Annotated in this window: 21 protein-coding genes; 8 read left to right on the forward strand and 13 right to left on the reverse strand. The window is 63.7% G+C overall.

Features of this window, described 5'->3' with window-relative positions; all coding sequences use genetic code 11:
• Position 1: 1 nt before the first annotated feature.
• Together ACSU1G_RS12710 and ACSU1G_RS12715 are read right to left on the reverse strand one after the other, a co-directional pair.
• Complete coding sequence (locus ACSU1G_RS12710; RefSeq protein WP_439280318.1) at positions 2–1,552, reverse strand: ABC transporter substrate-binding protein; 1,551 nt, start codon at positions 1,550–1,552, stop codon at positions 2–4.
• 115 nt (positions 1,553–1,667) lie between these two features.
• Positions 1,668–2,120 (reverse strand): adenylyltransferase/cytidyltransferase family protein, encoded by a 453-nt coding sequence (locus ACSU1G_RS12715; RefSeq protein ID WP_439280319.1) that lies wholly within the window; start codon positions 2,118–2,120, stop codon positions 1,668–1,670.
• Between the two features lie 127 nt (positions 2,121–2,247).
• Here ACSU1G_RS12715 and ACSU1G_RS12720 point away from each other — a divergent pair, with 127 nt between their 5' ends.
• The 3 genes from ACSU1G_RS12720 (at position 2,248) to ACSU1G_RS12730 (ending at position 5,893) form a co-directional block, all read left to right on the forward strand.
• The gene (locus ACSU1G_RS12720) at positions 2,248–3,486 is read left to right on the forward strand and encodes a glycosyltransferase (RefSeq protein ID WP_439280320.1); all 1,239 of its coding nucleotides are present in this window, start codon (positions 2,248–2,250) and stop codon (positions 3,484–3,486) included.
• 59 nt (positions 3,487–3,545) lie between these two features.
• Positions 3,546–4,865 carry a phenylacetate--CoA ligase family protein gene (locus ACSU1G_RS12725; RefSeq protein ID WP_439280321.1) on the forward strand — a complete coding sequence of 440 codons (1,320 nt, stop codon included), beginning with the start codon at positions 3,546–3,548 and terminating at the stop codon, positions 4,863–4,865.
• A gap of 110 nt (positions 4,866–4,975) precedes the next feature.
• Positions 4,976–5,893 (forward strand): YveK family protein, encoded by a 918-nt coding sequence (locus tag ACSU1G_RS12730; RefSeq protein ID WP_439280322.1) that lies wholly within the window; start codon positions 4,976–4,978, stop codon positions 5,891–5,893.
• Between the two features lie 40 nt (positions 5,894–5,933).
• Here the strand turns inward: ACSU1G_RS12730 and ACSU1G_RS12735 are convergent, their stop codons facing one another.
• From ACSU1G_RS12735 to ACSU1G_RS12745, 3 genes are all read right to left on the reverse strand, one after another.
• Positions 5,934–7,547, reverse strand: a complete 1,614-nt coding sequence (locus ACSU1G_RS12735; protein WP_439280323.1) for a glycoside hydrolase family 16 protein — start codon at positions 7,545–7,547, stop codon at positions 5,934–5,936.
• A 110-nt stretch (positions 7,548–7,657) separates the two neighbouring features.
• Positions 7,658–8,563 carry a hypothetical protein gene (locus tag ACSU1G_RS12740; protein WP_439280324.1) on the reverse strand — a complete coding sequence of 302 codons (906 nt, stop codon included), beginning with the start codon at positions 8,561–8,563 and terminating at the stop codon, positions 7,658–7,660.
• Positions 8,560–9,681, reverse strand: coding sequence for a Gfo/Idh/MocA family protein (locus tag ACSU1G_RS12745; protein WP_439280325.1), 1,122 nt, complete (start codon positions 9,679–9,681; stop codon positions 8,560–8,562). The genes ACSU1G_RS12740 and ACSU1G_RS12745 overlap by 4 nt, the downstream gene beginning before the upstream one ends.
• A gap of 212 nt (positions 9,682–9,893) precedes the next feature.
• On the opposite strand from ACSU1G_RS12745, the gene ACSU1G_RS12750 reads away from it, so the two are divergent.
• Genes ACSU1G_RS12750 through ACSU1G_RS12760 form a run of 3 tightly spaced genes read left to right on the forward strand, consistent with a single transcriptional unit; the run spans position 9,894 to position 11,802 of the window.
• A complete protein-coding gene (locus ACSU1G_RS12750) occupies positions 9,894–10,781 on the forward strand; it encodes a glycosyltransferase family 2 protein (RefSeq protein ID WP_439280326.1) in 888 nt (295 codons plus the stop codon).
• 2 nt (positions 10,782–10,783) lie between these two features.
• Positions 10,784–11,233 carry a UDP-N-acetylglucosamine--LPS N-acetylglucosamine transferase gene (locus tag ACSU1G_RS12755; RefSeq protein ID WP_439280327.1) on the forward strand — a complete coding sequence of 150 codons (450 nt, stop codon included), beginning with the start codon at positions 10,784–10,786 and terminating at the stop codon, positions 11,231–11,233.
• Positions 11,230–11,802: a glycosyltransferase gene (locus ACSU1G_RS12760; protein ID WP_439280328.1), complete on the forward strand. Its 573-nt coding sequence runs from the start codon at positions 11,230–11,232 to the stop codon at positions 11,800–11,802. The genes ACSU1G_RS12755 and ACSU1G_RS12760 overlap by 4 nt, the downstream gene beginning before the upstream one ends.
• A gap of 15 nt (positions 11,803–11,817) precedes the next feature.
• Here the strand turns inward: ACSU1G_RS12760 and ACSU1G_RS12765 are convergent, their stop codons facing one another.
• The 6 genes from ACSU1G_RS12765 to ACSU1G_RS12790 are packed head-to-tail and all read right to left on the reverse strand — an operon-like array spanning position 11,818 to position 22,114.
• Positions 11,818–13,329 carry an oligosaccharide flippase family protein gene (locus ACSU1G_RS12765; RefSeq protein ID WP_439280329.1) on the reverse strand — a complete coding sequence of 504 codons (1,512 nt, stop codon included), beginning with the start codon at positions 13,327–13,329 and terminating at the stop codon, positions 11,818–11,820.
• Positions 13,319–14,662 carry an O-antigen ligase family protein gene (locus ACSU1G_RS12770; protein WP_439280330.1) on the reverse strand — a complete coding sequence of 448 codons (1,344 nt, stop codon included), beginning with the start codon at positions 14,660–14,662 and terminating at the stop codon, positions 13,319–13,321. The genes ACSU1G_RS12765 and ACSU1G_RS12770 overlap by 11 nt, the downstream gene beginning before the upstream one ends.
• Before the next feature lie 7 nt (positions 14,663–14,669).
• On the reverse strand, positions 14,670–15,374 hold the full coding sequence (locus ACSU1G_RS12775) for a CDP-alcohol phosphatidyltransferase family protein (protein WP_439280331.1): 705 nt from the start codon (positions 15,372–15,374) through the stop codon (positions 14,670–14,672).
• A complete protein-coding gene (locus ACSU1G_RS12780; protein WP_439280332.1) occupies positions 15,371–19,870 on the reverse strand; it encodes a fibrinogen-like YCDxxxxGGGW domain-containing protein in 4,500 nt (1,499 codons plus the stop codon). Before ACSU1G_RS12780 ends, ACSU1G_RS12775 begins: the two co-directional genes overlap by 4 nt.
• A gap of 31 nt (positions 19,871–19,901) precedes the next feature.
• Complete coding sequence (locus ACSU1G_RS12785) at positions 19,902–20,579, reverse strand: hypothetical protein (RefSeq protein WP_439280333.1); 678 nt, start codon at positions 20,577–20,579, stop codon at positions 19,902–19,904.
• Positions 20,579–22,114 carry a sugar transferase gene (locus ACSU1G_RS12790; RefSeq protein ID WP_439280334.1) on the reverse strand — a complete coding sequence of 512 codons (1,536 nt, stop codon included), beginning with the start codon at positions 22,112–22,114 and terminating at the stop codon, positions 20,579–20,581. The genes ACSU1G_RS12785 and ACSU1G_RS12790 overlap by 1 nt, the downstream gene beginning before the upstream one ends.
• Before the next feature lie 492 nt (positions 22,115–22,606).
• Here ACSU1G_RS12790 and ACSU1G_RS12795 point away from each other — a divergent pair, with 492 nt between their 5' ends.
• Together ACSU1G_RS12795 and ACSU1G_RS12800 are read left to right on the forward strand one after the other, a co-directional pair.
• On the forward strand, positions 22,607–22,873 hold the full coding sequence (locus ACSU1G_RS12795; RefSeq protein WP_439280335.1) for a hypothetical protein: 267 nt from the start codon (positions 22,607–22,609) through the stop codon (positions 22,871–22,873).
• Positions 22,874–22,955: 82 nt separating this feature from the next.
• Positions 22,956–24,119, forward strand: a complete 1,164-nt coding sequence (locus ACSU1G_RS12800; protein ID WP_439280336.1) for a fatty acid desaturase family protein — start codon at positions 22,956–22,958, stop codon at positions 24,117–24,119.
• A gap of 91 nt (positions 24,120–24,210) precedes the next feature.
• On the opposite strand, the gene ACSU1G_RS12805 is transcribed toward ACSU1G_RS12800, so the two are convergent.
• Both ACSU1G_RS12805 and ACSU1G_RS12810 read right to left on the reverse strand, forming a co-directional pair.
• The gene (locus ACSU1G_RS12805; protein WP_439280337.1) at positions 24,211–24,834 is read right to left on the reverse strand and encodes a response regulator; all 624 of its coding nucleotides are present in this window, start codon (positions 24,832–24,834) and stop codon (positions 24,211–24,213) included.
• Positions 24,831–26,027: a sensor histidine kinase gene (locus ACSU1G_RS12810; protein ID WP_439280338.1), complete on the reverse strand. Its 1,197-nt coding sequence runs from the start codon at positions 26,025–26,027 to the stop codon at positions 24,831–24,833. The genes ACSU1G_RS12805 and ACSU1G_RS12810 overlap by 4 nt, the downstream gene beginning before the upstream one ends.
• Position 26,028 lies beyond the last annotated feature (1 nt).

Raw genomic sequence — 26,028 nt, forward strand, 5'->3', positions numbered from 1 at the left:
ATTACTTCTCGGTCAGCAGACCGAAGTTCTCCAGCGTGTAGATCGGAACGAGACCAGCCTCTTCCACCCCGCCGATGCGGGGGTTCACGGCGAGGATCTTGAGGTTGTCGGTGATCGGGTAGATCACGGCATCCTCGGCGATCTGTGCCTGAAGATCATCGTAGATCGCGCCGCGTGCGTCGGCATCCAGTTCTGCCATACCGGCATCGAACAACGCGTCCGTCTCGGGGTTGGCGTAGTGGAAGAAGTTCGACGAAGCGCCTGAACGGAACAGCGCGCTGTACGCGTCCGGGTCAGCACCCATGATGTAGCCGCCGAGGAAGGCGTCGTACTTGGCGTCTGCGCCCTTCTCGATCTCGGTGTAGATCGATGCGGCCTCGACGCCGGCGAGCTCGACCGTGACGCCGGCCTGCTTCAGCTGCTGCTGGATGAGTGTCGCCTGGGTGGTCTGCGCCGGGTCGGAACCGGAGTACGCGAGCGTGATGGTGAGACCGTCAGCAGCGGCTGCAGCATCCAGATCCTGCTCGTACTTCTCGACATCTTCCGTGGCGAACGCGTTGCTCGGCGGGAGGATCGTGTATGCGTTCTCGTAGTACTCGTCAGACAGGTAGGCCGCGTCGTTGAGCTCGTTGCGGTCCAGTGCGAACATGAGTGCCTGGCGCACATCCTGGTCGGTGAGCTTCGCGAGGTTCAGGCCGAGGTAGGCGACGCGACCCTCCGAGTAGGGGTAGATGTCCAGACCCGCGGCGGAGAGTTCGTCGATCTGGTCGGGGGTTGCGAACGAGGCATCCGCTTCACCGGTCTGCAGAGCGGTCTTGACTGTGTCGGCGTTCGGGACGATCTGCAATGTGACGTTCTTGATGTTCGGCGCCTCGCCGTAGTAGTTCTCGTTCGGCTCGAACGTCAGGTACTGCCCGCGCTCGTAGGCGGTGAGCACGTACGGACCGGAGCCGACGGCGATCGGATCGAGCTCGGCACCGGAGAAGTCAGTGACCTCGCCGTAGATGTGCTCGGGGATGATGTAGGTCTCGGTGGCGATGTTGCTGAGAGCTGCGGCACTCACCGAGGGGAGGTGGAAGACGACGGTGCGCTCGTCGGTGGCCTCGGCGGTGACGGCCTGGTCGCCGACCCAGAGCAGGTCAGCGGCGCCGTTTTCGCGGATCGCCTTGTTCGTGTACGTGAACACGACATCGTCCGCGGTGAGCGGCTCGCCGTCGGACCAGAGCAGGCCCTCCTTGAGGGTGACCGTGACGGAGCGGCCGTCGGCTGCGGGCTCGATGGTCTCGGCGAGTTCGTTGACCACGGTGCCATCGCCCTCGACGTGTGCCAGCGGCGAGTAGACGAGATTCGTGGTGGTCAGACCCCACCGGTCGCCGACGTTGATCGGGTTCAGTGACGTTGGATCGCCGCCGATCACATAGGTCAGAGAGCCGGTGGCGGCAGAAGAATCGCTGCCGGTGTCGGAGTCGGTGCCCGTCCCGGCCGCGCAGGCCGTGAGGGCAAGGGCTGCGGCTGCGATGAGCGCGGTGAGACCGATACGTGTCTTCGTCATGGATGTCCTCAGCTGTGTATACGCGCGAATGCGCACTACAAGGCTAAGCGCGTGCGGGCGTGGGATATTCCATGGTGTCGCTCTGTGACGCGGTGGGGCTTCGACGGGTGCGTTCTCAGCGGGCGGACGCCATCGCCGGCTGGTAGCCGGCGGAGATGGCATCCAGCGCTCGCCGGAGTGACGTACTCGAGGTGTGCGCGGTGTAGGGGAAGTACACGACCTCGACGCCGACCTCGGCGAACTCGCGTTCGAGGCGCAAGCCTTTATCGGTGCCGCGCCAGTCATCGCCCTTGAAGAAGTGCGTGAAATGCACGTCGCGCCAGGCATCCATCTTCTGCGGTGCTGTCTCGACGTAGACGTCGTCGACGAACGAGATGTGGCGCACGATCTCGGCGCGCTCAGCGGTCGGAATGACAGCTTCGATGCCCTTCACCTGCCGCAGCATCTCGTCGCTCACGACGCCAGCGATCAGCACATCGCACTGCTGCTTTGCGTGGCGTAGAAGATTCAGATGCCCGACGTGAAACAAGTCGAAAGCTCCCGCGGCATAGCCGATACGCGTCCCCATGATCTCCCCAGACCATTCATTCCCCAGAAAGTGGCCCCCACGGCCACGCACGACCCCCAGAGTCGTACTCGGTTAGCTTAGCGCTTGCGGCGGCTGCTGTCACCGTCGGATCGCAAGCCGTGAAACGATGGATGCTGGTAATGCGAGCGCCGGGGAGGAGGGGCACGTGAGAACTTCAGTCACAGTCATCGTGCCGACCTTCAACGAGCGCGATAACGTCGCCGAACTCGTCGCGCGCATCGGTGCGGCGTTGAGTGGTCGCGAAGCGGAGATCCTCTTCGTCGATGACAGCTCGGATGGCACGGCCGCAGAAGTCACGCGGGTTGCTGCTTCAGCTGACCTGCCGGTGCGGGTCATTCATCGTGAAGTGAATACCGGGGGGCTGGGCGGCGCGGTCGTACTCGGTCTTTCAGAGGCTGCCGGCGACATCTGCATGGTGATGGACGGTGACCTGCAGCATCCGCCCGAGTTGCTGCCGATCATGCTGGAGCGGTTCGAGCAGGGTGACGCTGATGTGGTCGCGGCATCCCGCTATGTCGGCGGCGGCGATTCTCGCGGACTGGGCACCGCGTTGCGATTCGGCGTCTCGAGGGCGGCGACTTGGCTGGCAAAGGCGATGTTCCCGCGGCGGTTGATGCGCAGCACCGATCCGATGACTGGCTTTTTCCTCGTCGATCGGCGCCGCCTCGATGTATCGAATCTGCGCCCGCAGGGCTTCAAGATCCTGCTCGAGATCCTCGCGCGGTCTGACGTGCGCATCGCCGAAGTTCCTATGGAGTTCGCCGAGCGTCGCAATGGCACGTCGAAGGCGACGCTGCGCCAGGGCGCTACTTTCGCCCTGCACCTGACCCGGTTGCGGTTCGGCAAGATGTCGCTGTTCGCGATGATCGGTGTCATCGGCGCAGTCGCGAACCTCGGCATCATGTGGATTCTCACGACGATGGGCATGCCCTACATCTGGGCGGCGATCATCGGAGCCGGCGCGACGATCATCGGCAACTTCCTGTTGCAGGAGCGGTTCGTCTTCGCTGATATGCGTCAGGATGCCCGCGGCGCCTGGGCACGCTTCGGCGCTTCGTTCAGCTTCAACGCCATCGAAGCGGCGTTGCGCATTCCGATCATGGCGCTGATGGTCGAGACCTGGCATATTTCCAGCGTGCTGGCCACCGCGCTCTCGCTGATCGTCGCGTTCTTCGCGAGGTTCCTGTTCCACTCGCTGGTTGTTTACGCGCCGCGGCGCGGGCGCTTGTCGCGAGCGGATGCTGCGGTGGATGCCACGGCGGTTTCCGAGGCGCAGCCGGACACCGCGGCGCAGCGGATCATTCGGGCTATTGATGCTGAGGCGATGCGACCCGGAGAGCTCTAGGCGAGAAGCTCGCCCTACGATGGAGGGGATCGGCATCGCGCCGGAGCTTGTGGGGAGCTGTGAAGAGAGCGGTATTCCGGGCGAAGGTCCACCTGCTGATGCGTCAAGATCTGCGGGCGTTCCAAGACATGCGCCGACATGAGGCCATGTCGGAGACGGAGCTTTCCCGCCTCATCGACGAATCGAGTGTGCGAATCGCGCTGCACGCGTTCGACAACTCGCCGTTCTATCGGGAGCTGTACTCCGAGGCAGGCTTCTCACGCGCTGACATCGCCGTCGCCGACAACTTCACCCGACTTCCGGTCGTGACCAAAGAGCGACTGCGAGCAGCCGGGGATACGGTCCTTGCGCAGAACATCGCGCCACACCGTGCGTTGCTCTCCCAAACCGGCGGCAGCACGGGCTCGCCTCTGCGAGTGCGCAACGATGCCGCAGCACCGACGGCACCGATGTGGTGGCGCATCTACCGCTGGTGGGGCATTGATCCTGCGGATGACACCGCGTTCGTCTATCGGCGACTCCGCCAGGGCAAGGACGCCTGGTTGTACGCCGCGCAGTGGTGGCCGAGTCGTCACCTGCTGCTTGACGCCCGTGCGATTACCGAGCCTTCGGTCGAAGAGTTCATCGAGCAGTGGATCCGCGTGAAACCACGGCTTCTCGTGGCGTACGTCGAGGGTGCGACCGCCGTGGCCGCCCACCTTGAGCGCACGGGGAGAAAGCTGTCGACCACTGCTGTTTCCGTCACGGCGGCGATGCTGCAGTCGGGGCAGCGCGAACTCCTGGAGCGAGCCTTCGGTGCACCGGTGTTCGACACCTACCGGTCGGCCGAGATCCCCTGGATCGCCGCCGAATGCGCTGCACATGACGGACTGCACGTCGCAGCAGACCAGCGACGCATCGACATCATCGATGAGGATGGGAATCCGGTCGATGCCGGCGTTGACGGATCCATCGTCGCGACGGACTTCAGCAATGAAGTATTTCCGCTGGTGCGCTACGAGATGGGGGATCGGTCCAGAACGCTGCCTGGGCGATGCGCCTGCGGACGTGCGTTCCCGCGAATCGCCCCAGTCCAAGGGCGGATCGCCGATGCCATCTGCACGCCCTCTGGGAAACGGGTCACCGGCGGTCTCAGCGGACTCTTTCTGAGTTCCCCCGGCGCGATCAGGCAGATGCAGATCGTGCAGCACGCCGACTTTTCGATCACTCTGCGTTACGTCGCGGCCGCTCCAGACCTCGCTGATGCGGCGGTGATGCTCGCAGTTCGCACGTTGGAGGACCTGCTCGACGGTGAAGTTCGCGTCACGCCACTCGCGGTCGACGCCATCGAGAGCACGGCCGGAAAAGCGCGACTGGTCGTCTCCGAGGTTGAGGGCTGATCCGGCCGCAGACAGGGGACTCCCTGCGGGCTGTCGAGCGCGGATTGTAAGATGACGGAGATCCGCGTCCGACACTGATGTTCGGGGGCGGTAGCGACTGGGGGAGACGCGTGGAATCACATTGGACACTGGAAGATCTCTATCGCGGGATCATGCAGTCCTGGCTTGTGCTGGTCGGCACCATCGTGGTGTTCGCGCTCGCCGGGGTGGGAATCTTCGCGATCTACCCGCAGAAGTACACCGCCGTGGCACAGCACACGGTGGAGCCGATCAGCGTGCTCTCGTCAGGATCGAGCTTCAACACCGTCAATATGGAGACGGAGCGGGTCGTCGCGACGTCCACCGCCGTGCTCACTCGAGCGACCGACGGACTGGATGACACCTCGGTGGAAGCGCTCCGCGCGAACACGACGATCGAAGTACCACGTAACTCGCAGGTGCTGATCTTTCAGGTGACTGCGAACAGCCCGCAGCTCGCCGCCGACCGTGCGAACGCTGTCGCCACTGCTTATGGCGAGGAGCGCACCGACAACGCGCGCGAGGTCGTCGAGAGGACGACCGAAGAGCTTGGCAACTCCATCGCCCAGCTGCAGACCCTTCTGGATTCTCAGGCTGAGGGCAGCAACCAGCGTGCGGCGACACAGCTTCAGGTTCAGGCGCTCCTCGATCAGCAGGCGCGCATCACGGCGACACCGTTCTACTCCGGAACGCTCGTCACCCCCGCCGATCCTCCGCAAAAGTCCAACCGGCCTTCAATTCTCGTCTTCGTCGCCGCGGGTATGTTCCTTGGAATTCTCTTCGGTGCGATAGCAGCGCTGGTCGTCTCACGCGTTCGTAATGGTCCTGGCAGCTCTTACAAGCGCGCCAAAGCCGCAGAGCACGACGATGACGATCTCGTCTTGGACTCGGATGTTGAGGATCCAGATGACGTCGACCTTGATGAGGACGACAGTCTGATCGAACCATCGCGTGACGATGCCCTGACGCCACGACCGTTGCACGCCGCATACAGCAAGAAGCGCCGCTGACCCGAAAGTCTGCGGCGCTTCCTGCGAGGAGCGCGTTGGATCAGTCCCCGTTGTACTTCCACATGCGCACGTAGTCGACCTGATAGTCGAGGTTCTGCGTCGCCGAGCGGTTGTTCGGGTCAGGCAAGCCCCAGTACGCTTCAGACGGGCCGACATGCAGATTCAGGCGCATGTGCAGCGGGGAGCCGAAGTAGGCCGGATCCCATAGATCCGGATAGCTAGCCGGTGTGACGCGCATTACCTCGATGCCGTCGACGAAAGTCGCAGCATACGTCGGGGTCAGCTCGAACGCGTAGGTGTGGAATCCGTCCCATGGGACGGTCTTCGCTCCCTGCTCATTGTGGCGCCAGATGGCTTTTCGGCCGGTCCCATCGGTCTTGGTGTGGATGGTGGTCGCCGCGGTGTCCTTCACCCACTTGTCGTACTCAGCGGGCATGGCGCCACCATGACCCCACGCCTCCATGATGTCGATCTCGCCGGACTGCGAGTTGCGCAGCCAGAACGCAGCCAACGCGCCTCGGGTGTTGTCACCAGTCGGAGTCTTCGCTCGGATCTCCCAGCGCCCGTACTGCTGGCTCATCGACACGTCATCCGACTCGAGCTTGCGCTGATCGAGGTAGCCGGTCGTGTGCCACAGGTTGGTCGGACCGCTCTGGGTCGATGGCCGTTTCGCCGCCTGATCGAGCCAGTCTGCGCGGATGTGCAGCACGCCGGCGTCGTCCACGCTCACCTGCTCGCGCTCGACCACAGCCGCATCGAAGAGCAGTCCGAGGTCGTCGCGTCCGCGGACGTTCCACTTGGCCGGATCCACGTTGGGCTTGCCTGTCGACGCATCGACGTAAGTAAATTCGTCGCGCCATGTTGGTGCACCCCAGCCGGCAACGTCGCCGCCTGTCGGCGGGGTCACTTCGGGAACGACCGGGGTCGTCGGCGGTGCAGGCTCAACCGGAGTGACAGGAGCCGTCGGGGTGGTGGGCTTCGTCGGAGTGGTGGGCTTCGCCGGAGTCGTGGGGGCGCTGATGCGATCCTCCCGGACGAGGTGCGCGTCAAAGCTGATGTTCGGTGTGCGGCGCCAGCTGAAGAGCACCTGCACGGCGATCGTGTTCTCGCCGGGTTTGAGGAGGGATGCGGGCACTGAGAATGTCACCGGATCGCGTCGAGCCGCGGCGGATGACGGTGCGATCGTCGAGTAGCTGTTGGCCTTGATCGCACCTTTCGGTGCGTTCTTGCGACCGACCTCGACGCCGTTGACCCAGACGACGATTCCGTCGTCAGCCCAGGTGTTGAGCCAGGCCCACTCCGGAAGATCCGATGTGAGAGTGAAGGTCTTATGGAAGTAGGCCGAAAGTGGCCGTGCGTCCTGCGGGGTCGGAATCGTCGTGTTGACTCTGCCGAGGTCCCGGCCCTTGCCGAACGGCGCATTGCCGCTCGACCAGGTCGATGCGGCGGTCTGCCAGCCTGACCTCGGAGCAGTAGTGCCGTGATAGTACGACCACGGAGACTGCCGGGGAATGATCGAGGTGACCGACGAGGTGGAAGGCGTTGCCGCGTGTGCCGGCTGGGCAGCGACGAACGACGTGGCGAGCACGGCGATGGTCGCGAATGAGGCAATCAGGAATCGGATAGGAACGTGGGTACGGGCTGTCTTCTTCATATCGAGGGGGAGAAGAGGGCGTACTGCTTTCGCAGCGGACTCTCTCCAGGTCTCCTGGGGAGTTGCGGATGCCTGCCGAGCCCCCTCGATGCATCCTGATTGGTCGGGTTTCAGGCCCTAGTGTAGATGTCCCTTCCCCAAAGTTCCCTGACAATGCCTGTGGTGCTTGCTATAGATGCGCGGGACGAAGCGCCAAACACGATCGCCTCGACGTTCGCGTGATCGTGGATCCACTGCAACGCCGGCTGTGGCGCGATCGCCCCTGATGCGAAGACGGACATCGCTACAGGCCGGAACGAACGCTCCTGCAACGCCTTCTCGTACCCCTCGATGCCCCCGGACATCCGGAAGCCCAATTCGTTGATGTTCGCGCACACGATCGGATTGACGACACCCACTCTGTCGAGAGCGTCGAGCAGCATCGGCAGATTCATCGTGATGAACCCAGGCTCGGCACCGTAGCGCTCCCTGACGTGCCGGTCGAAGATCGCGAACGCCTCATCGAAGCCGAGTCCGAGCATCAGATCAACGACGACGTTCTGCAAGAAGATGACCGGAGTCTTCAGCCCCTGGAACATCTTCATCTCAGCATCCACCAGGAGTGTGATGATGCCCTCAATGTCCTTCTTCACGAACGATTTGCCACCCCGCAGGGCCGCATTGAGGAGTCCTTCCTCAGGGAGAAACTGCCGAATCGCTCCCAGCATGCCGTTGTCGGTGATCGCGTTCGCGTATTTGTGCGCGTAGGGCATGCAGGGGTAGAACCGGTAGTCGGCATAGCGTTCCGGGTGTGCCCGTACGTGATCGCAGACCTCAGCGATACGGTCGTGCGTCGTGCACATCAGGGTGCGGATGCCGTTGTCCAGGGCGATGTCGATGACATCGATGATCGCCTGCGTGTCCTGGAAGCGGATCGCCTGCGCACGCGCCTTCTCCTCTGACATGTGATTGATGCCAAAGAATTGGTTGTCGCCGAGGAGGAGCAGATCCATCGCGGTGGTGGTCGTCGTACTCATGCGCTCTTCCTCCGGCCGAACAGGCTGCGTTTCTGTGGAGCGGTAGGCAACGCTGTCAGCGTGCCGGTCTCGGACTTGTCGGCGGAGTCCTCAAGGATCCACTCGATCACCCGGTCGGTCTGCGCGGCACTGGCGAAGCTGTTCTGTCGTGCCTCGATCTCACCCGCGAGCACTGCGGCGATGAACGTCTCTAGTTGTGCGCTGTATTCTTCGCCGCGGAGATAGAACGAGACCTGCTCGGTGAGTTCGGTCGTGTACTTGATGTTCCATCCGGCCCGGTAACCATCGGGGATGTCCGCGCCCTCGCGTAGGTACACGCGGATCTCCTGCCGGTCGGCGATGATGCGGCCCTGCGAGCCAGACATCGTCACGGAGGTAGACATCTTTCGGTACGACTCGTCCGACCAGTTGACCGAGAGCTGCACGCTCAGTCCGTCCGCGTAGTCGAGCGTGGAGTAGACCTCGTCGTCGGTATCGGCGGAGAAGATGCTGTTCAGCACCGACCCGCGCACACGATCCGGTGCGCCGAGGTACCAGTGCATCAGGTCAAGAGGATGTGCGGCGTAGTCGTACAGGCATCCGCCCCCGCTAGTGCGCTTGCTGCGCCACGTCGATCCCTTCGCCTTGAGGACAACAGGACCATAAGCCTCAGCCAGTACGTGCGTGACACGACCGATTGCGTTCTGATCCAGCAGGCGCTTGACCTCCTGGAAGGTCGCGATGAAGCGGTTGTGATACCCGACCTGTGCGACGAGTTCCTTCTCAGCGGCGAGTGCCACGAGCTCAGCAGACTCCGTCGCGGAGAGCGTGAGCGGCTTCTCGCAGAAGACATGCACACCCCGCTCGAGCGCGCTGCGTACAAGCGACGCGTGCGAACCAGTTGGTGTGGCGATGATGATCGCCTCAGGCTGAGCCTCTGTGAGCATCTTCTCCAGAGTGGAGAACGTGCTGGCTCCCGTGTACTTGTTCAGGACATCGAGTAGATAGTCGGTGGAGTCCACGACTCCGACCAGCTCGACATCATGCAATGCGCGGACGATCGCAAGATGAGAGAGCCCCATCTTTCCGACTCCGACGACTCCGACGCGAACGCGTCTCTTAACAGCTCCGTCTGGCACGACGAATCCCCTCCCCAGAAAGTTCCCCAGTTGAGTGCCCCTTCCCAAGGGAGCACTGTTCGATATACTAGCGCCCAAGCTGGCTTTCGTGTCAGCGATTTTCTGCTGGGGTGGGACTCGCAGAGAATCTGGGGATTCCGAACGCGCGGGGGCGCGGATATCGGATGCGTATCTAAGGGGAAGTGCGCGTGCTGTGTGAAGTGTCTGTCGTCGTGCCGACGCATAAACGTCCGGAGCTGATGAAGCTCGCCGTCGAGAGCATCCTGAATCAAGGAGCCGCTCGCACGGGGGAGGTCATCATCGTCTTCGATGCCTGTCCGATTGAGGTGCCAGATGTCGAGGTACCCGACGGCTGGTCTGTGAGAGGAATCGCGAACACTCGCGTGCGGGGCCTTGCCGGCGCCCGTAACTCAGGCATCCTCGACTCCAAGGGTGACCTCGTCGCCTTCCTTGATGACGACGATGAGTGGCTGCCCGGAAAGCTCGAAGCGCAGCTAAAGCGGATGGACGAGCGTCCTGACGCCATCGCCATTGCGACGGCAATGGTGCTGGATGACGGGGTGAACAATATTGTCCGATTGGTCGAAAAGGACGACTTGACACACCAGGATTTCCTCCGTGATCGCCACCCTGGCATCCCCTCGGGCGGACTACTTTTTCGCCGGGATGTGCTTCTCGGGCCGGTGGGCCTGATCGACGAGGACCTTCCTCGAGCCTACGGCGAGGACTACGACCTGTTGCTGCGCGCCTCCGAACATGGCATCGTCACCGTGGTGAACGAGCCTCTGGTGAAGGTCAGGTGGCAGGGCCAGTCCTATTACTTCGGCCAGTGGGCCGTCTACGCTGAGGCATTGCAGTATCTGCTGCGCAAGCACTCGGACATCGCGACGATTCCTTCCGCACTGGGCCGCATTGAAGCGCAGATCGCGTTCGCTCTCGTCGCGAACGATCAGCGCAGCGAAGGTCGAAAGTGGGCGTGGCGTGCACTTCGCCACAACCCGAAGCAGATCAAGGCAGCGCTCGCCATCGCCATCTCCTGGCGGCTGGTCAGCGCTGACGCGGTGATCCGTTTCGTACGGAGTCGCGGTCGAGGCATCTGACGATGAAGATCCTCATCGCCTGCTCGTCGGGAGGACACCTCACCCAGGCGCTTGCCCTGCGCGATTGGTGGGGCGAGCACGAGCGCTCTTGGGCGACGTTCCCTGTCGAGGACGCGCGATCTCGGCTCGCGTCAGAGAAGGTCCACGAGATCCATTATCCGACGGTGCGTAACGTCCCGAACCTGCTGCGCAATTTCGGTCTCGCACGACGAGTTCTCGCCGAGGAGCGTCCCGACATCGTCTTCTCGACTGGCGCGGCCATCGCCCTTCCGTTCTTCACACAGGCGAGGTTCTTCGGAGCACGCACCGTGTATCTTGAGCCGGTCGACCGCATTTCGTCGCCGGGACTGAGTGGACGGCTCGTGTATCCGTTCGCCGACGAGTTCCTCGTGCAGTGGGAGCGTATGCGGGAGTTCTATCCGGGCTCTCGAAATGTGGGTGTGGTGCTGTGAGCGCGCCACTCGTCGTGGTTTCGGCGGGCACCTACCACCTCCCGTTCGACCGCCTGTCTGAGTGGGTGCAGAGTTGGTTGCAGCGCACGGAGGGCGTGCGACTGGTCATGCAGCATGGGCCTTCGGTCGCCGTCGTCGGCGCGGAGAACATCGAGATCCTCCCGTACACGGAACTGCTCGACCTTTGCGGTCAGGCGACCGCCGTCGTTCTGCAGGGAGGGGCGGGTGGCGTGATGGACATGCGGGCGCTCGGGATCATCCCCATTGTCGTTCCGCGAGTGCCGGGCGACGGTGAGGTCGTCGATGACCATCAGCTCGTCTTCTCGGCGGAGATGGAGTCGCTGGGCATTATCCGACGTGCACTCACATCGGAGGATCTGGCCGCGCTTCTCGATCGCGCACTTGCATCTGCCGACACGGACGAGAAGCCCTCTGAGATCTCGACGCCGGGCGCCGACGTTGTTCGCGCATTGCTCGAGCAGCCCATCCGGCCCGCACGCTGGTACGCCTTCGTCCCGCGCCTCGTTCGCAGCGGGTCGGCGATCGTGGCGTCCAAGCTGCGGCGTTGAGCATCCCTCAGCGAGTCATGCGAATCGGCCGATGACGGGGATCTTCCGCCACAGCGAGTCGATGTGCAACCGGCGACGAAACACCCAGAGCACGGCGGCATAGATCAGGCAGAGCACGATCCCGCCAAGGATCAGGATGCCAAAACTCGTGCCGCCCCACCAGCCGAAGAACGCGCCGCCACCGCCGAACACGATGACCGGCGCGATCATCGCAGGGATCAGTTTCGCCGGTTGCAGATTCACGTGCATGCCGCGGTGCACCTGGACCGCCGCGATCAGATTGTCGACCACGACAACGATGACCCAGGTCACCGCAGCGCCCCAGATGCCCCACAGGGGCACGAGCGCGAGGTTGCCGCCGATACTGAGCGTGAGCGCAACCGCCTTGTTGTACATCTGCCATGTGCTCTTGCCGCCCTGCAACAGGATGCTCTGCAGCATGCCGCAGGCGGTCTGGAACATCATGGCGGCAGCGAGCAGCGTCATCGGTCCCCACCCGACGATGAACTCCTCGCCGAAGATCGCCAGCACGGCCGAGCCCATCGAGATCAGGAGTAGGTAGAACGGCCAGTTCATGAGGATCATCGCGCGCACGACCTTGGTGTGGAGCCTGGTCGAGTCCTCGAAGCGGTCGCGTGCGAGAAGAGCGGAGATCGTAGGAGACACCGCGACGCGCATGGCCTTGTCGACGACGCCGCCGGCTCGGGTGGCGCGTGTGACCACCGCATAGACGCCCGCGACGGCGGGCGAGGCGACAGCGGCGATGATGAGGACGTCAGCCCACTCCAGCGCCGTTTCCAATCCGGAGCTGACGGAACGAGGCGCGTTGAAGCGCCAGAACGAACCGAAACTGGGGCGGGTTTCCGGACTGCTCTCCGATCGACGCCGGATATCGCGCATCAGGGGACCAACGACGACCGCTGCGGTGATGAGTACCCACACTGGCAGCGGCCACAGCCACGCTTCGAAGGCGCCCCAGGCGGCGACACCCGCGATGGATACCGCGAACAGGACGGTGAGGAGTCTGCTCGCTGGGAGCAGCACGCTCTGCAGCAGGGTGAACGAGGTGACACCGCGGAGCATCCGTGCGGAGATCTGCAGCACACCGATCAATGCTCCGAGGATGACGAACGGTGCCATCGCTCGGAGGAGGTTCGCGAGGCCCTCCGCATCGGCCGGAGCAGCCAACCACGCAGCCAGGGCGTCGGCGAGGAACCACACCGCGACGGAAGCTGCGCCGGAGACGATGGCGACCGGAATCACCGCGTATCCGATGATGCGCCATTCCGCGCCCGCGCGTTCGAATGCGCGCTGTTCGGCGATGAAACGCACGACGCCGCTGTTCGTGCCCAACCGCAGCACCTGCGTGAGGATTGTGAAGATGCCCATCGCCTGGAAGAAGAGCCCGGTGCCGCTCGCGCCGAGAGTATTTCCGACGATCGCCGTGAGCACGAGCGCGGCGACTGCTGCGAACGCCGACCCAAACAGACTGATCAGTCCGCTGCGCGCGAGACCCTCACTCTTCATTCTTGGCTCGGGCGAAGGGGACCGGATGTGTGATCCAGTACGACGATCTGCCAAGATATTTCTCCCGCAGCAGCACGGCGAGGGCGATGCCAACGAAGACGAGCTGACGGTCCAGCCCGTAGAAGACGGATAGGAAAACCGTGACGACCACGCTGGCGTGGATCCACACGGCGGAGAGGTTGGGAGCGTCGAAGGTGCGCACGGCGCCCAGAACGATCATGCCGAGGAAAAGAACGAGCCCGACGAGCCCGAAGCAGAACATCGCGTTCCAGATGGCGCCCTGTGTCCCCACGTGGATCTCGCTCATCAGGCTGGGGCGAGGTGCACCGAAGCCGATGATCGGCGATTCCAAGGTCCGCTCCCAGGTCTCCAGATAGAGATCACCTCGACCCTCCGTGGTATCGACGGTCTCCTGGCGGGCGATGATCCCATCCAGGAATCCGGACAGCAGCAGGATGATCGTTCCAGCGATGCCCAGCATGGTGACCCAGAAGAATGCGAGGAGCCGTCCCCGAATCAACAGGCAGAACAGCACGTAGATCACGGCGCCGGCGAGGCCGAGGAAGAGACCCCGGTTTGTCGTGGCGACGGCAGGCGGAATCGCGGCGACCAGAGCGATGACAAGCATCCACATCGCGCGCGCGGTGCGATGCCCGATGGCGGTGCCGATTGCGATCGGCGTCAGGACCGCCATCGCGGCACCCCAGCCGTTCGTGTACGAGAACGGCGCGGACGGACGGACGAACGGCTCTTCCGCGCCCCACGGTGTCTGAATCTCCGCCAGCGTGGGGAATACGAGCTCGGCGACGTAGTCGTTGCTCGTGAGCGCATCGGGCAGCAGCCGTCCGATCGTCATCGTCAGCTGCACTTCGGGAAACAGCATCCCCAGATAACCACCGACGATGATGAAGATCCAAATGAATGTCAGCCCGTTGAAAACGCGCTTCGGCGAGAGCGATGTGCGCGCATTGACGATGTAGATCATGATGATCGCGAGCGCCAGGAACTGACTGAACCGCACGCCGAGGCCGACTCCCCGACCCAGCTGGTCGATCATCAGTGCGGATGGGATCATCCACAGGACGAAGCCGATCCAGGGCATGATGCCGGGTACGAAGAGGATACGGCGCCGCATGACCAGCAACGCCACCATCGGGACCGCCATGATCACTGACACGAAGGGCAGCAGCCCGAGCAGCCAGAAGATCGGGTATCCCCACAACACGGTGAGCACGGGCCAGGCCGGGAGCACGCGCGGTTCGACCTCACGGCTCGCGTCCTGGCCGGTCGCGGCGATGAGCGATCGGCTTGGCGAGGAGATGAGTGTGGCCATGTTGATTTCAGAGAGCTGCGAGTTGAACGTATTTGCGACGCATCGATGCTGCGGACATCAGCACGTGCCACGCGAAGAGGGCTGTGTAGATCACGGCGAATGCGATGGGAAGCCCAAGAAATAGCAACGTCAGGTAGGTCGTTGAGGTGTCGTGCGGCTGCTTGACGAACGAGTTCATCACTCCTGCGGACGAATCGTCGGCAGCGCGAGGAACCTTCGGCAATAGTTTTTCGGCGAGTAGCTGCGACAGGAACCATGCCGAAACCAGCGCCGAGAACAGCCCGGCGATCAGTACCAGCCAGAACGGGGAGTCCGTCCGTAGGAGGTGAATGGCGATGGCAATATGCACCAGCGGTGCGCGTACACCGTCGACGACATGATCCAACCATTCGCCTGCGGGACCGCCACGCCCCTGGATACGCGCGAGTTGGCCGTCGGCGGAGTCCAAGATGTATCCGAGGAGCAGGAGCACCGCGGCGATTGGCCCTGCCCACCAGGTGGGGACACCTGCGAGGACGCCGATGCCGACCGCTCCCAGCGCGGCGCTGAGCGCGGTGACGCCGTTCGGACTCCAGCCCCACGTCGCGGCGATGACCGCGGCCTGCCCGCCCAATGGCCGGTTCACCCAGCGCAGGTACGCAGGAACGCCCGCCCCTGACTTTTGTGCAGAAGCGAGCGCTCGCCGGGCCTGGACCGTTGTAAGCCTGCTCATCCGCGAAGCATACTCAATGAGAGCTCGAATGTGAGATCGGGTGTTGCTCGCCAGCTCGCGTGCGTCGACGCCGCGATCACGTTCTCACCTTCCTGAAGGAGGGCAGCCGGCACGGAGAATGTGACCGGCGCGGCTGCTGCCGTCGAATGCCGCGGCGCGACGGTGGTGTAAGTATTCTGCGTCAATGGGCCTTCGGGCAGGTTTGCTCTGCCCAGTTCGACCCCGTTGAGATAGAGCACAACGCCATCGTTTGCGATCGCTGTGACCGTGCCGTCGGCAACTGTGCCGGCATCGAGCACCGTGAACGTGTGGCGGAACTGGGCGCTTAGCGGGTTGCTCGGAATGTCGACAGGCTCGATGTCGGTCGTGACTTCGGCGACACCGCGGCCGAACAGTCCGGTTCCGGTCGCCCAGGCGGAGTCGTCGAAGACGAGTGCGTTCCAGTCCGCTGGCAGAGCATCATTTGAATACCGCCAGCTCCATACCGAAGCGCCGTCGACACTGACCGGCAACTCGTTCTCAGCCGGTGGGGCCGTGGTGCTCACCTCCACCGTGGCGGGCGGAGAGATCAGGCTTCCCAGACCCGTCGCAGTGACCGCGTATGTGTACGCAGTGCTGGCAGTCAGTCCGTCTTCGGAGAAGGTCGTCGTAGCCGCGTCCACCGAGCCGACGTTCTCGCCCCCTCGAGTGATCACGTAGCCAGTCGGCGCTGAGCCCTCGGCCGGGGCAGCCCAGGTGAGTGTCACGGAGGTTTCGGCGCTTGTGGCGCTGAGGTCGGTTACCGCGTTCGGCGCAGAGGCCATCTCGCCGCGTTCAGCCGTATACGAAAGCTGGAAGCTCAGGTCGGTGGTCGCCCGCCAGCCGGCATGCGTTGACGCTGCGATGACGTTCTCCCCGTTGAACAGGAGGCTCGCGGGGACAGCGAAGGTCACCGGGTTGGCGATCGCTGTCGAGTGCCGTGGGGCGGACTGCGCGTAGGAGTTCTGCGACAGTGCGCCTTCGGGCAGGTTCGAGCGGCCGAGTTCGGTCCCGTTGAGGTAGACCACAACACCGTCGTCGGCGATCACGGTAACGGTGCCGTCGGTCAGGCTGGCTGCCTGAATCACGTCGAACGTGTGTCGGAACTGAGCACTCAGCGGGTTGCTGGGAATGTCGACGGGTTCGATGTCGGTCGTTGCTCCGCTGACACCCCGCGCGAACAGACCGGTTCCGATCTCCCATGCCGCATCATCGAATGCGACCGTGTTCCAATCCGACGGGAGTGCGTCGTTTGAGTAGCGCCAGGACCAGACCGATTCGGCATCGACGGCGACGGGCAGCTCATTGGCATCCGGTGGCGGCGTGGTGGTGACCACAGCTGTTGCCGCGGGCGAGACCAGGCTACCCAGCCCGTTCGCAACTACGTCATAGGAGTACTCCGTCTCGGACGACAGACCGGTGTCCGTGAAGGTCATCGTCTCAGCATCAGTGGTGCCGATCTTCTCGCCATCACGGCTGATCGTGTATCCGGTGGGTGCGGTGCCTTCTGCCGGTGCGGTCCACGTGAGTGTGACCGCGTCCGCCGTGCTCGTGCCGACAAGTGCGGTCACGGCATCCGGTGCTGCGGGCATTTCACCACGATCCGCGGTGAACGAGAGCTGGAAGCTGAGATCGAGACTCGCCCGCCAGCCCGCGTGTGTCGATGCGGCGATGACGTTGTCACCGTTTACCAGCGCCCCTGCGGGCACCGCGAATGTGATCGGGTTGGCGACCGCAGTCGAGTACCTCGGTGCACTGGTTGCATAGGAGTTCTGCGTCAGCGTGCCTTCCGGCAGATTCGCTCGGCCAAGCTCAACCCCGTTGAGATACACCACCACGCCGTCGTCGGCAATCACGGTGACCGTGCCATCGACGATGCTCGCAGCTTCTGTCGCCTCGAACACGCGGCGGAACTGCGCGCTCAGCGGATTGCTGGGGATGTCGACCGGTTCGATGTCAGTGGTCGCTGAGCTGACGCCACGGCCGAACAGGCCGTTGCCCGTCGCCCACGCCGAGTCATCGAATCCGACGATGTTCCAGTCAGCCGGCAACGCATCGTTCGAATAGCGCCAGGTCCATTCGGACTCAGCATCGGCGAATGTCAGTGCGGATTCCGGCAACGGCGCGACCACGAATGCGGGCGTGGATGCAGACCGGTTACCGGCCGCATCGCGCGCACGAACGAAGTAGTTCGTTGGCTCTTCGGAGACCGGCACGGTGTATGTCGCGGTCGTGGTCGAGGCGATGACATGGTTCTCGCGGAGCACCTCATATGTCACACCGCCTGGATCGGAGGACCCACCCCAGGTCAAACTCATCTCAGCGGTACTTGCGGGCACCGCGGAGATCTCTCCTGGTGTGGTCGGCGCGGCCGTATCCATCGGGGCGAAGCGGATGTACCCGCCAGACCACTGGTTGACCTCGCCGGCACGCACCGAGCGGCTGAAGTCACCACCGACCCAGAGCACGCCTGTCGAGTCGTAGAACGTGCCCCATGCGCCGTAGCCGGCACGCGCCTGCAGAGTGGGCGACCAGGCATGGATGTAGTCGCCGGTGGCCGCATCCCACGCACCGACGAGGTTCATCTTGTCGGCTTGCTCCCATGCGGTGCCAGGATCCCTCCACGTATAGGCGTCCTGGTAGACCCAGTTGCCGCAGTGGCAGCCCGCGATAACGAGGGCGCCGTTCGTCTCCACCGTCTGGAAATCGCCACCGTCGTTGGTAATCGATCCGCGCAACAGCTCGAAGGTGTCGCGACTATAGGCGAACAGGGAATGCTCCGAGCCGCCGAGCCACACCTTGTCGCCTGCTTCTTGGACGCCCAGCTGCCAGACGTTTCCGGTGATATTGCCCGATCCGTCGGTGCCGGACTTCGAGAACCGCGGAACCCAGAGCGGGCTGACCAGCGGCGCCCCAGATGCGGTCTGGATCGCAGCCGCACTCGGAGTCGAGGTGCTCTGCTTCATCTTGAAGTATCCGGAGAAGTACGTCCGATCGCCTTGATCTGAGGCATCGACGGAGACGGAGGTGCCGTTCAGGAAAGCGTTCCAGTTGATGTCTGGTGCTCCGGTGGCGAGGTCGATACGACCGCCGTTCCACGTGCTGGCGCTCGTTGTAGAGCCGACCGCTGTGAGGTGGGTGAAGGACCCTGCGACATAGAGGTGGCCGCCCTGAACGTCCAAGCCTCGGATGTACGGAACGCCACCGGTCGAGCGGTGTTCGGCCGCTACCTGCCAACCGGAGAGTTCCCCTGTGTTGGGGTCGAGGAATGCGAGTCCAGCTTGGGCGACGCCATTGACCATCGAGAACTGTCCGCCGATCGCGAGACGCCCGTCAGGGAGAGTCGCGATGGCTTTCACTTGGCCGTTCATCGTCGGTCGGAACGTGGAGTTCCACTGTCCAGTGCTGACGTCGAAGGCAGCGAGGTTCGACTGCTGAACCTGGTCGCCGCCAGCCTGCGTGCGCTGCACGAACTTGAAGTTGCCGCCGACGAAGACGTTGCCCGCGGCCTCGCCGAAGACTGCGACCTCTGTGTTGAGCTCGCCACTACTGCCGTTGGCGAATCCGGAGACGCCCCAGGAAGTCGTGATCGCATCGCTCTCGGGGATGGCGGCCACCGTGCTCGCGGGAGTTCCCTCCGCCGGAACGGTGCCGAAGTCGAGCGCTGCGAGCGTCAGTTTCGGTCGCAGGAACATCTGAGTGAACGGTCGGGCATAGCCTTGCCCGCTCGGGCTCCACACGTAGGAGTCGGCTGCAGTACTTCCGCCGATATTGGAGCCGAATGCCCAGCCATTGACGTAGCCGTGCGAGGACTGTTCGCTGAACACCACACGGTTCGTCTGGTTGTTGCTGCCGAAGTTGTTGGTCTGTCCGCCGGAGCCGGTGCTGCCATTGAACGAGTAGCTCGCGACGCGGTGCGTCGCACCAAACGTCCACACCCAGCGATCGCGTTGCGTGAGCTTGAATCGCACCTCTTGCCACTGCGTTCCGCCCGTGTTCGTCGCACGACGCAGACGGATGCCGTCGGCCAGGGTATCCACGCGCTCGCCGTTGAGCAACGCGTCTACTGTGGCCGACGGCAGTTGTGCAGGCAGGAACGCACCCGTGCCCGTGACGGTGTTGCGCAGCTGAGCCGGCGTGCGCAGACCGTTGTAGCCTTCCTTCCAGGCTTGGCGGCCGCGGCCGATCAGCACCCAACCGCCACCATCGGTGGTCTGGTCGCAGTAGAACTGCTCGGGCGCCACCAACTCGGGCGTCACCAGCCAGTAGATGCCGTCGGTGGATGCTGGGTGGCTTTGCTTGATCTCCCAGCACGAGGCCGCGGCGGACGCCTCCGTCAAGCCGTCCGGGAGAAGTGCTTCGGCAGCTGGTGCTGCCGTCGGCATCAGCAGGGTGCCGATCATTGCTGCGATGGCGACGGCTGCGCCGGTCGCGATGCGCGCGGTCTTTGACTGGCGCGGGATAGAGATGGTGTTCATCATCGTCTTCCGTAAACGGTTGTGGGGGCGGTCAGGCTGCGGGGCAGTCCTGCACGTCCGGAATTTCGTGAGTGGAGATCTTCCAGGTGTCGTCCTCGAAGATTGCGCCATAGACATGAGCCACCGGGTGGCCCGGGTTGTACAGCGCAGCCTTGAGCGAATTGCCGGCGGCGTCAGTCACATCGATGTCAGACACATCGATGCAGACCTTCAGCGTCATCGTCGCCGGATCGGCGGCCAGATCCACAGCGGTCGTGGTGATGCTGGTCACAACTGCTTCACCGGTCTGCTGGTAGCCGAGGTCGTACTGTTCCCTGGCCTTGGACTGCAGCTCTCCGAGAACCCAGCCTGTGGCAACCGATTCGATGCCGACCGCAGAGCCATCGCCGCGCTGGGCGATTTCGTCTGTGGCCGCCACGATCAGATCGACGGCGACGTTGACTCGTTCGATCTCGACTTGCTCGTCCGAGGTCAGCGGTGCTGTTGTTGGCACTGCCACGGTCGCGAGAGGATCCTCGGAAATATCTTCGTCATCGCCAGTGTCGCCTTCTTCGAGAATCACGTCCGGTTCTGACGCTGACGGTGGTGCTGTCAACGTCGGTACCAGTACGGCGATTCCGATGCCGACTGCGGCCACGGCGACAAGGCCTGCGATCGCCTGTGGCAGCCAGCGCCGTGGCTTCGAATCCGGTTCTATTTGAGTGTTCATCAGTACGCCCCCTTCGGCTGTACCATCGCCCGTCCGGTCCGCCACATGATCTGCAGATCGTTCATCACGGACCAGTTCTCGACGTAGCGCAGGTCCAGGCGCACGCTCTCGTCCCATGAGAGATCGCTGCGTCCGGAGACCTGCCAGAGTCCGGTGATGCCGGGCTTGATGTAGAGGCGGCGAAGCACCGTCCCGTCGTACGCGGTGACCTCGCTGGGCAGCGGCGGCCGTGGGCCGACGACACTCATGTCACCGATCAGCACATTCCAGAACTGCGGCAGCTCGTCGAGCGACAGCTTGCGCAGCAGCTTGCCGACGCGCGTGACCCGCGGGTCGTCTTTCATCTTGAACAGCAGGCCTGCACCCTGGTTCTGCTCCTTGAGCGCGGCGAGCTGCTGTTCGGCGTCCGTCTTCATCGAGCGGAACTTCACAATCCGGAACGTGCGGCCATCGCGGCCGACGCGCTCCTGGAGGAAGAAGACCGGTCCTGGCGAATCCAACTTGATCAGCAGTGCGAGCACAGGCGTGACCAGGCCGATCGGGATGAGCGCGAGCCCAGAGACCGCGACGTCGAGGGCACGCTTGAGTAGGTGCAGCCCGCCCTCGTACGTCGGGATCTTCACCTGGATCAATGGCAACCCATCGACCTGACGCAGAGAGATGCGCGGACCTGCGACATCCGTCAGACGACTGGAGAGCACGAGCTCGGCGGCAGTTCCCTCGAGCTGCCAGCTCAGGTGCTTCACGAAATCGGTGTCCCCATCGGGCCGGCTGGCCACGATGATCGTATCTGCACCGATCCGCGCGGCTGCCGCTGCCACAGTTGTCACGTTGCCCACCACCGGGTACCGACTTTCGCCGACCGTGACTTCGCTCGCATTGCGATCCAGCAACGTCGTCCCCACGACGTGGTAGCCGTTCTCGCCACTGGTCTGCAGCGAGCTGATCACATACTCGACATCCGTGGTGGCGCCGACGACGAGCGTGCGCGAAACATACGCACCGCCCCGTCGTCGACGCTGCAGCCAACGCCGCCAGCTCCACCGCGCGACCAGGAGCCCCAGCATCCCGGTCGGCAGAGCAATGACGAGCAGTGGCCGCAGACCATCCCACTCCAGGAGGATGCCGATGATCGCGACGATCCCGAACGCGAGCCCACCGGCGTGCGCAACCCGACGGTACTCGGTGGCACCCGAGCCGAAGATCGCAGCCGAGCGCGTGTTCAACGCGGCCAGCATCACGTAGAGGGTCGCGATCGACAGGATCGCACCGCGAAGTACGACGGTGAGCGGTGTACCAAGAAGGAACACCTGAATCGCTGCGGTAAGCGCGGCGACTGCCACGATGACCGCGGCGTCAGACAGGCGCAGCCGCATGCGATAACGGCGCTCCCACTGCTGGCGTCGCTCGAGCGTTGCCGACATGCGTGGCGCTGCCACGTGGTTCGGCAGCGTCCTGGCGGCGCGCGGCGCCCCGGCAGGCATGAACTTCGACCCGGTACGCGTGAGACTCAGCGCGTCCTCGACGGACGTCATGCTGACGCTCCCCGAACTGCGAATGAACGCAGCATTCCCCAATGCGACATGTGTTCCCCAGTGTTCCCCAGCCCGCGAACAACCGCTCGCGGTGAACGTCCGCATTCCCGACCCCTCGGGTCCTGTTGCTTCACTGTGATCCCATATCACAGGAGGTAAACGCCATTCCCACATGGAGTTCGTCGCAACAGGTACTGCAGACGCTGGTCACTCTATCGGAAGTCGGGCGCGAGCGGAAGATATGTCCTGTGAATGGATGAAATACGCACTGTCGTCGGCGAAAAGGACGGAAATGTGAACGCGCCGGCGGTTCTGCGGTAGAGTAATAGCGCAACGTGAAGGTTTCGCCGTGATTCGGCGCATCACGTAGCCACTGATCAGGGCCGTAAAGGACCGCTCGCACCGACGCGCGCGGCATCCGCTTCTGATCTCAAGATCCTGAGATGCGCCTGCGCGCGCGTCCGCACCAAGCAATGAGTATTGAGCATCACCATGAGTAGTACATCCACCCATTCACCCCTGCCCCTGAACTGGAAACAGGCAGACGACAACGTCTATGTTGCGACTCGCGAAGGCGAGTTCGCCGGTTTCGTCGAACGCGAAGGTGCCACACACCTCGTTCACGACAACCACGGAACCGACCTTGGGTCGTTCTCCACCCTCGCCGACGCCCGGTCGGCCCTCGAGTGCCCACCACGTCGCCGCACGCGTTCGATCCGGCAGACGCTGCGCCGTCACCTGACCAGGGCTCGTTCCTGAAGATTGCTTCCGAAGGCCGAACGTATACGCGGCGGCGTATACGGGGCACGTTAGCCTGGAGTGAAGCGAACGGCGTCCGCCCTTGGCTTCACAGCTCAAGGGCTCCGATCGACAGGAGAACATTATCTCCACCTCTACGGTCGCCGAAACGACCAGTAACATCCTCGGACCAGTACGCCAGACGTACGCAGGCAATGCCGACTTCCCCCCGATGGCGAAGGCGTATCGAAGCGTGTCGCAGGTCGTCCGTGAGACCGGACTTCTGAATCGCACCATCTGGTTCTACAGCCTCGTCGCGGCGGGCATCGCACTCGCACTCGGCGGAGCCATCACCGGGTTCATCCTGCTCGGCGACAGCTGGTTCCAGCTGCTCATCGCCGGAGCTCTCGGCATCATCTTCACGCAGATCGGCTTTCTCGGCCACGAGGCGGCACACCGGCAGATCCTTGCTTCTGGCCCGGCGAACTTCCGCCTCGCCCGCATTCTTATCGGTCTCGTCGGGATGAGCTACTCCTGGTGGGACAACAAACACACCAAGCACCACGGCAACCCCAACCAGGTCGGTAAAGACCCCGACATCGAGATCGACACGATTTCATTCCTCGAGGAGGATGCGGCGAAGTCGCGGGGGCTGATCCGACTGATCACCCGCAAGCAGGGGTGGCTGTTCTTCCCGCTGCTCACGCTGTTGGGCCTGAACTTGCACTTGCAGGGGCTCAAGTACCTTTTCACGAAGAAGAAGGTTAAGGGCCGGTGGCTCGAGATCGGCCTCATCGTGGGGCGTCTTGCGGCCGTGTTGGTGCCGGTGTTCATCATGCTCCCGCTGGGGATGGCATTCGCATTCGCAGGCATCCAGTTTGCCGTCTTCGGCGTCTACATGGGCATTGCGTTCGCCCCGAACCACAAGGGCATGCCGATCATCGAGCCTGGCGCTCGACTCGATTTCTTCACCAAGCAGGTGCGCACTTCGCGCAATATTTCCGGCGGCTGGTGGGTCACCGCGTTCATGGGCGGCCTCAACTACCAAGTTGAGCACCACCTGTTCCCGAGCATGTCGCGCCCGCACTTGGCTAAGGCGCGTGCGATCGTGCGCGACTACTGCCTGGCCAATGATGTGCCTTACACCGAGACCACCATCCTCCGCTCGTATGCGATTGTCATCGAATACTTGAACCGGGTGGGACTCGCTGCGAGCGATCCGTTCGATTGCCCTGCGGCGTCGCAGTTCAGCAAGGCATCCGCTTAGCCCACTGCAACTCAGCGGAACATCGCAACTTCTGCGGCCACATCCTTCGGGAGTGGCCGCAGAAGTTCGTTATGGCCGCAAAACCTGACGGCTACAGTAGCCCGAGTTCCAGCGCGAGCGTGACGGCGCGGGTGCGGTCGGAAACGCCGAGCTTCTCGAACACGTGCAGCAGATGTGTCTTGACCGTCGCTTCGCCGATGAACAGCGCCCTCGCGATTGCGGGGTTGCTGCCTCCCGCCGCAACGAGCCGCAAAACGTCGAGTTCGCGCGGGCTCAACTGCGGACGCTCCTCGCGGGCCGCACGCATGCGAGTGACCAGGGTCGCAGCGATCGATGGCGCGAGCACCGTGTGTCCGTCAGCGACCGACCGGATGCCGGCCACGATCTCCTCCTGCGGGGCAGCCTTCAGAAGGTAGCCGCTCGCGCCCGCCTCGATCGCGCCGAGGATGTCGTCGTCGCTCTCGTAAGTGGTCAGTACGAGCACTCGGATGTCGGGCAGTTCTGCGGCGAGGCGGGCGGTGGCCTCCGCGCCGGTGAGTCGCGGCATCCGCAAATCCATCAATATGACGTCTGGGTGCAGCGCATGCGCGAGCTCGATGGCCTCGACACCATCGGATGCTTCTCCGACAACTTCGAGCCCGTCGTCCAGCGAGAGTAGGCCGACGATGCCGGAGCGCACGATGGGGTGATCGTCGGCGACGATGACGCGGATCATTCGGGAACCTCCGCTGTGGTCAGCTCCGCCTCAGTTTTCAGGGGGATGCGCACGGTCAAAGCGGTGCCGCTCGGCGCGGCATCCGTCACGTCCAGCGTTCCGCCGACGAGGGCGATGCGATCACGCATGCCCGCCAGCCCGAAACCGTGCCCGGCGTCGATGGTGGCGTCTCGAAGCCCGCGGCCGTCGTCGCGCACCGTGAGGCTGGCGTCCGCGCCAACCTTCAGCGCGATGGATGCGGCGCTCGCCGCGGCATGTTTGCGGACGTTCGCGAGTCCCTCCTGTGCGCAGCGCAGCAGGACGACCTGGATGTCACGGGGCACGGTGCACTCGGATGCTTCGACGTGCACGCTCACCCCGGTCTCGCGCTCGAACCGTTCGCCGAGCCGGTGCAATGCCTGCGCGAGAGATCCGGACGGCGTGGACGCCGGCGATTCCAAGACCACGAGCGTGCGCGCTTCTTGCAGGGCATCGCGCGCGGACTCCTCGATCAGGGCGATGGTGTCGGCCGACCCGTCGCGTCGAGCGCGTTCGGCGAGCATGACGATGCTGGTCAGCGTCTGCGCGATCGTGTCATGCACTTCTCGGGCGAGACGCGAGCGCTCGGCGGTGGCACCGGCCTCGCGACTTGCCGACTCCAGGCTCGTCTGCGCCTCAGTCAGCTCTGCGAGCAGTCGCTGTCGCTCGGTGCCCCATTCGGCGATGCGGCTGATCCACAGTCCGAGGGCAATGCTGAACGCCGCTGAGAGGAACGAGGTGAGGAACCCCGCGATCACCGTCGCCTGTTCGAATCCGCCCCACACGGAGTAGGCGAGTCCCAGCACGACCGCGTTCGCGAGGGTGACGAGTATGGACTGGCGGACGGAGCGCGACGTCATCCAAATCAGCGGCAGCACGATCGTCTGCAGCAGGAGCATGTTCGGGGCGAGCGAGGTTCCGACCGCGAGGAGCGCGATCAGTGCGATCTGGATGACGGCCGACGCCAGTGCTGACGGCAGCGGGGCTTCGCGGATGCTGACGTACCGCCGCGCCCCGAACACGTAGACGGCCAGGATGCCAGCCGCAATCGCGACCAGCATCCACGATGTCCCGGCGAAGCGCGGCGCGTCCGCGAACGCGATGACCGAGGTCACAACGAACAGCGCAACGCTGGCGATGTCCCACCCCAGTTGTTCACCGCGGATCCTACTCATG

The sequence above is a fragment of the Microbacterium sp. A93 genome, from assembly GCF_051842835.1.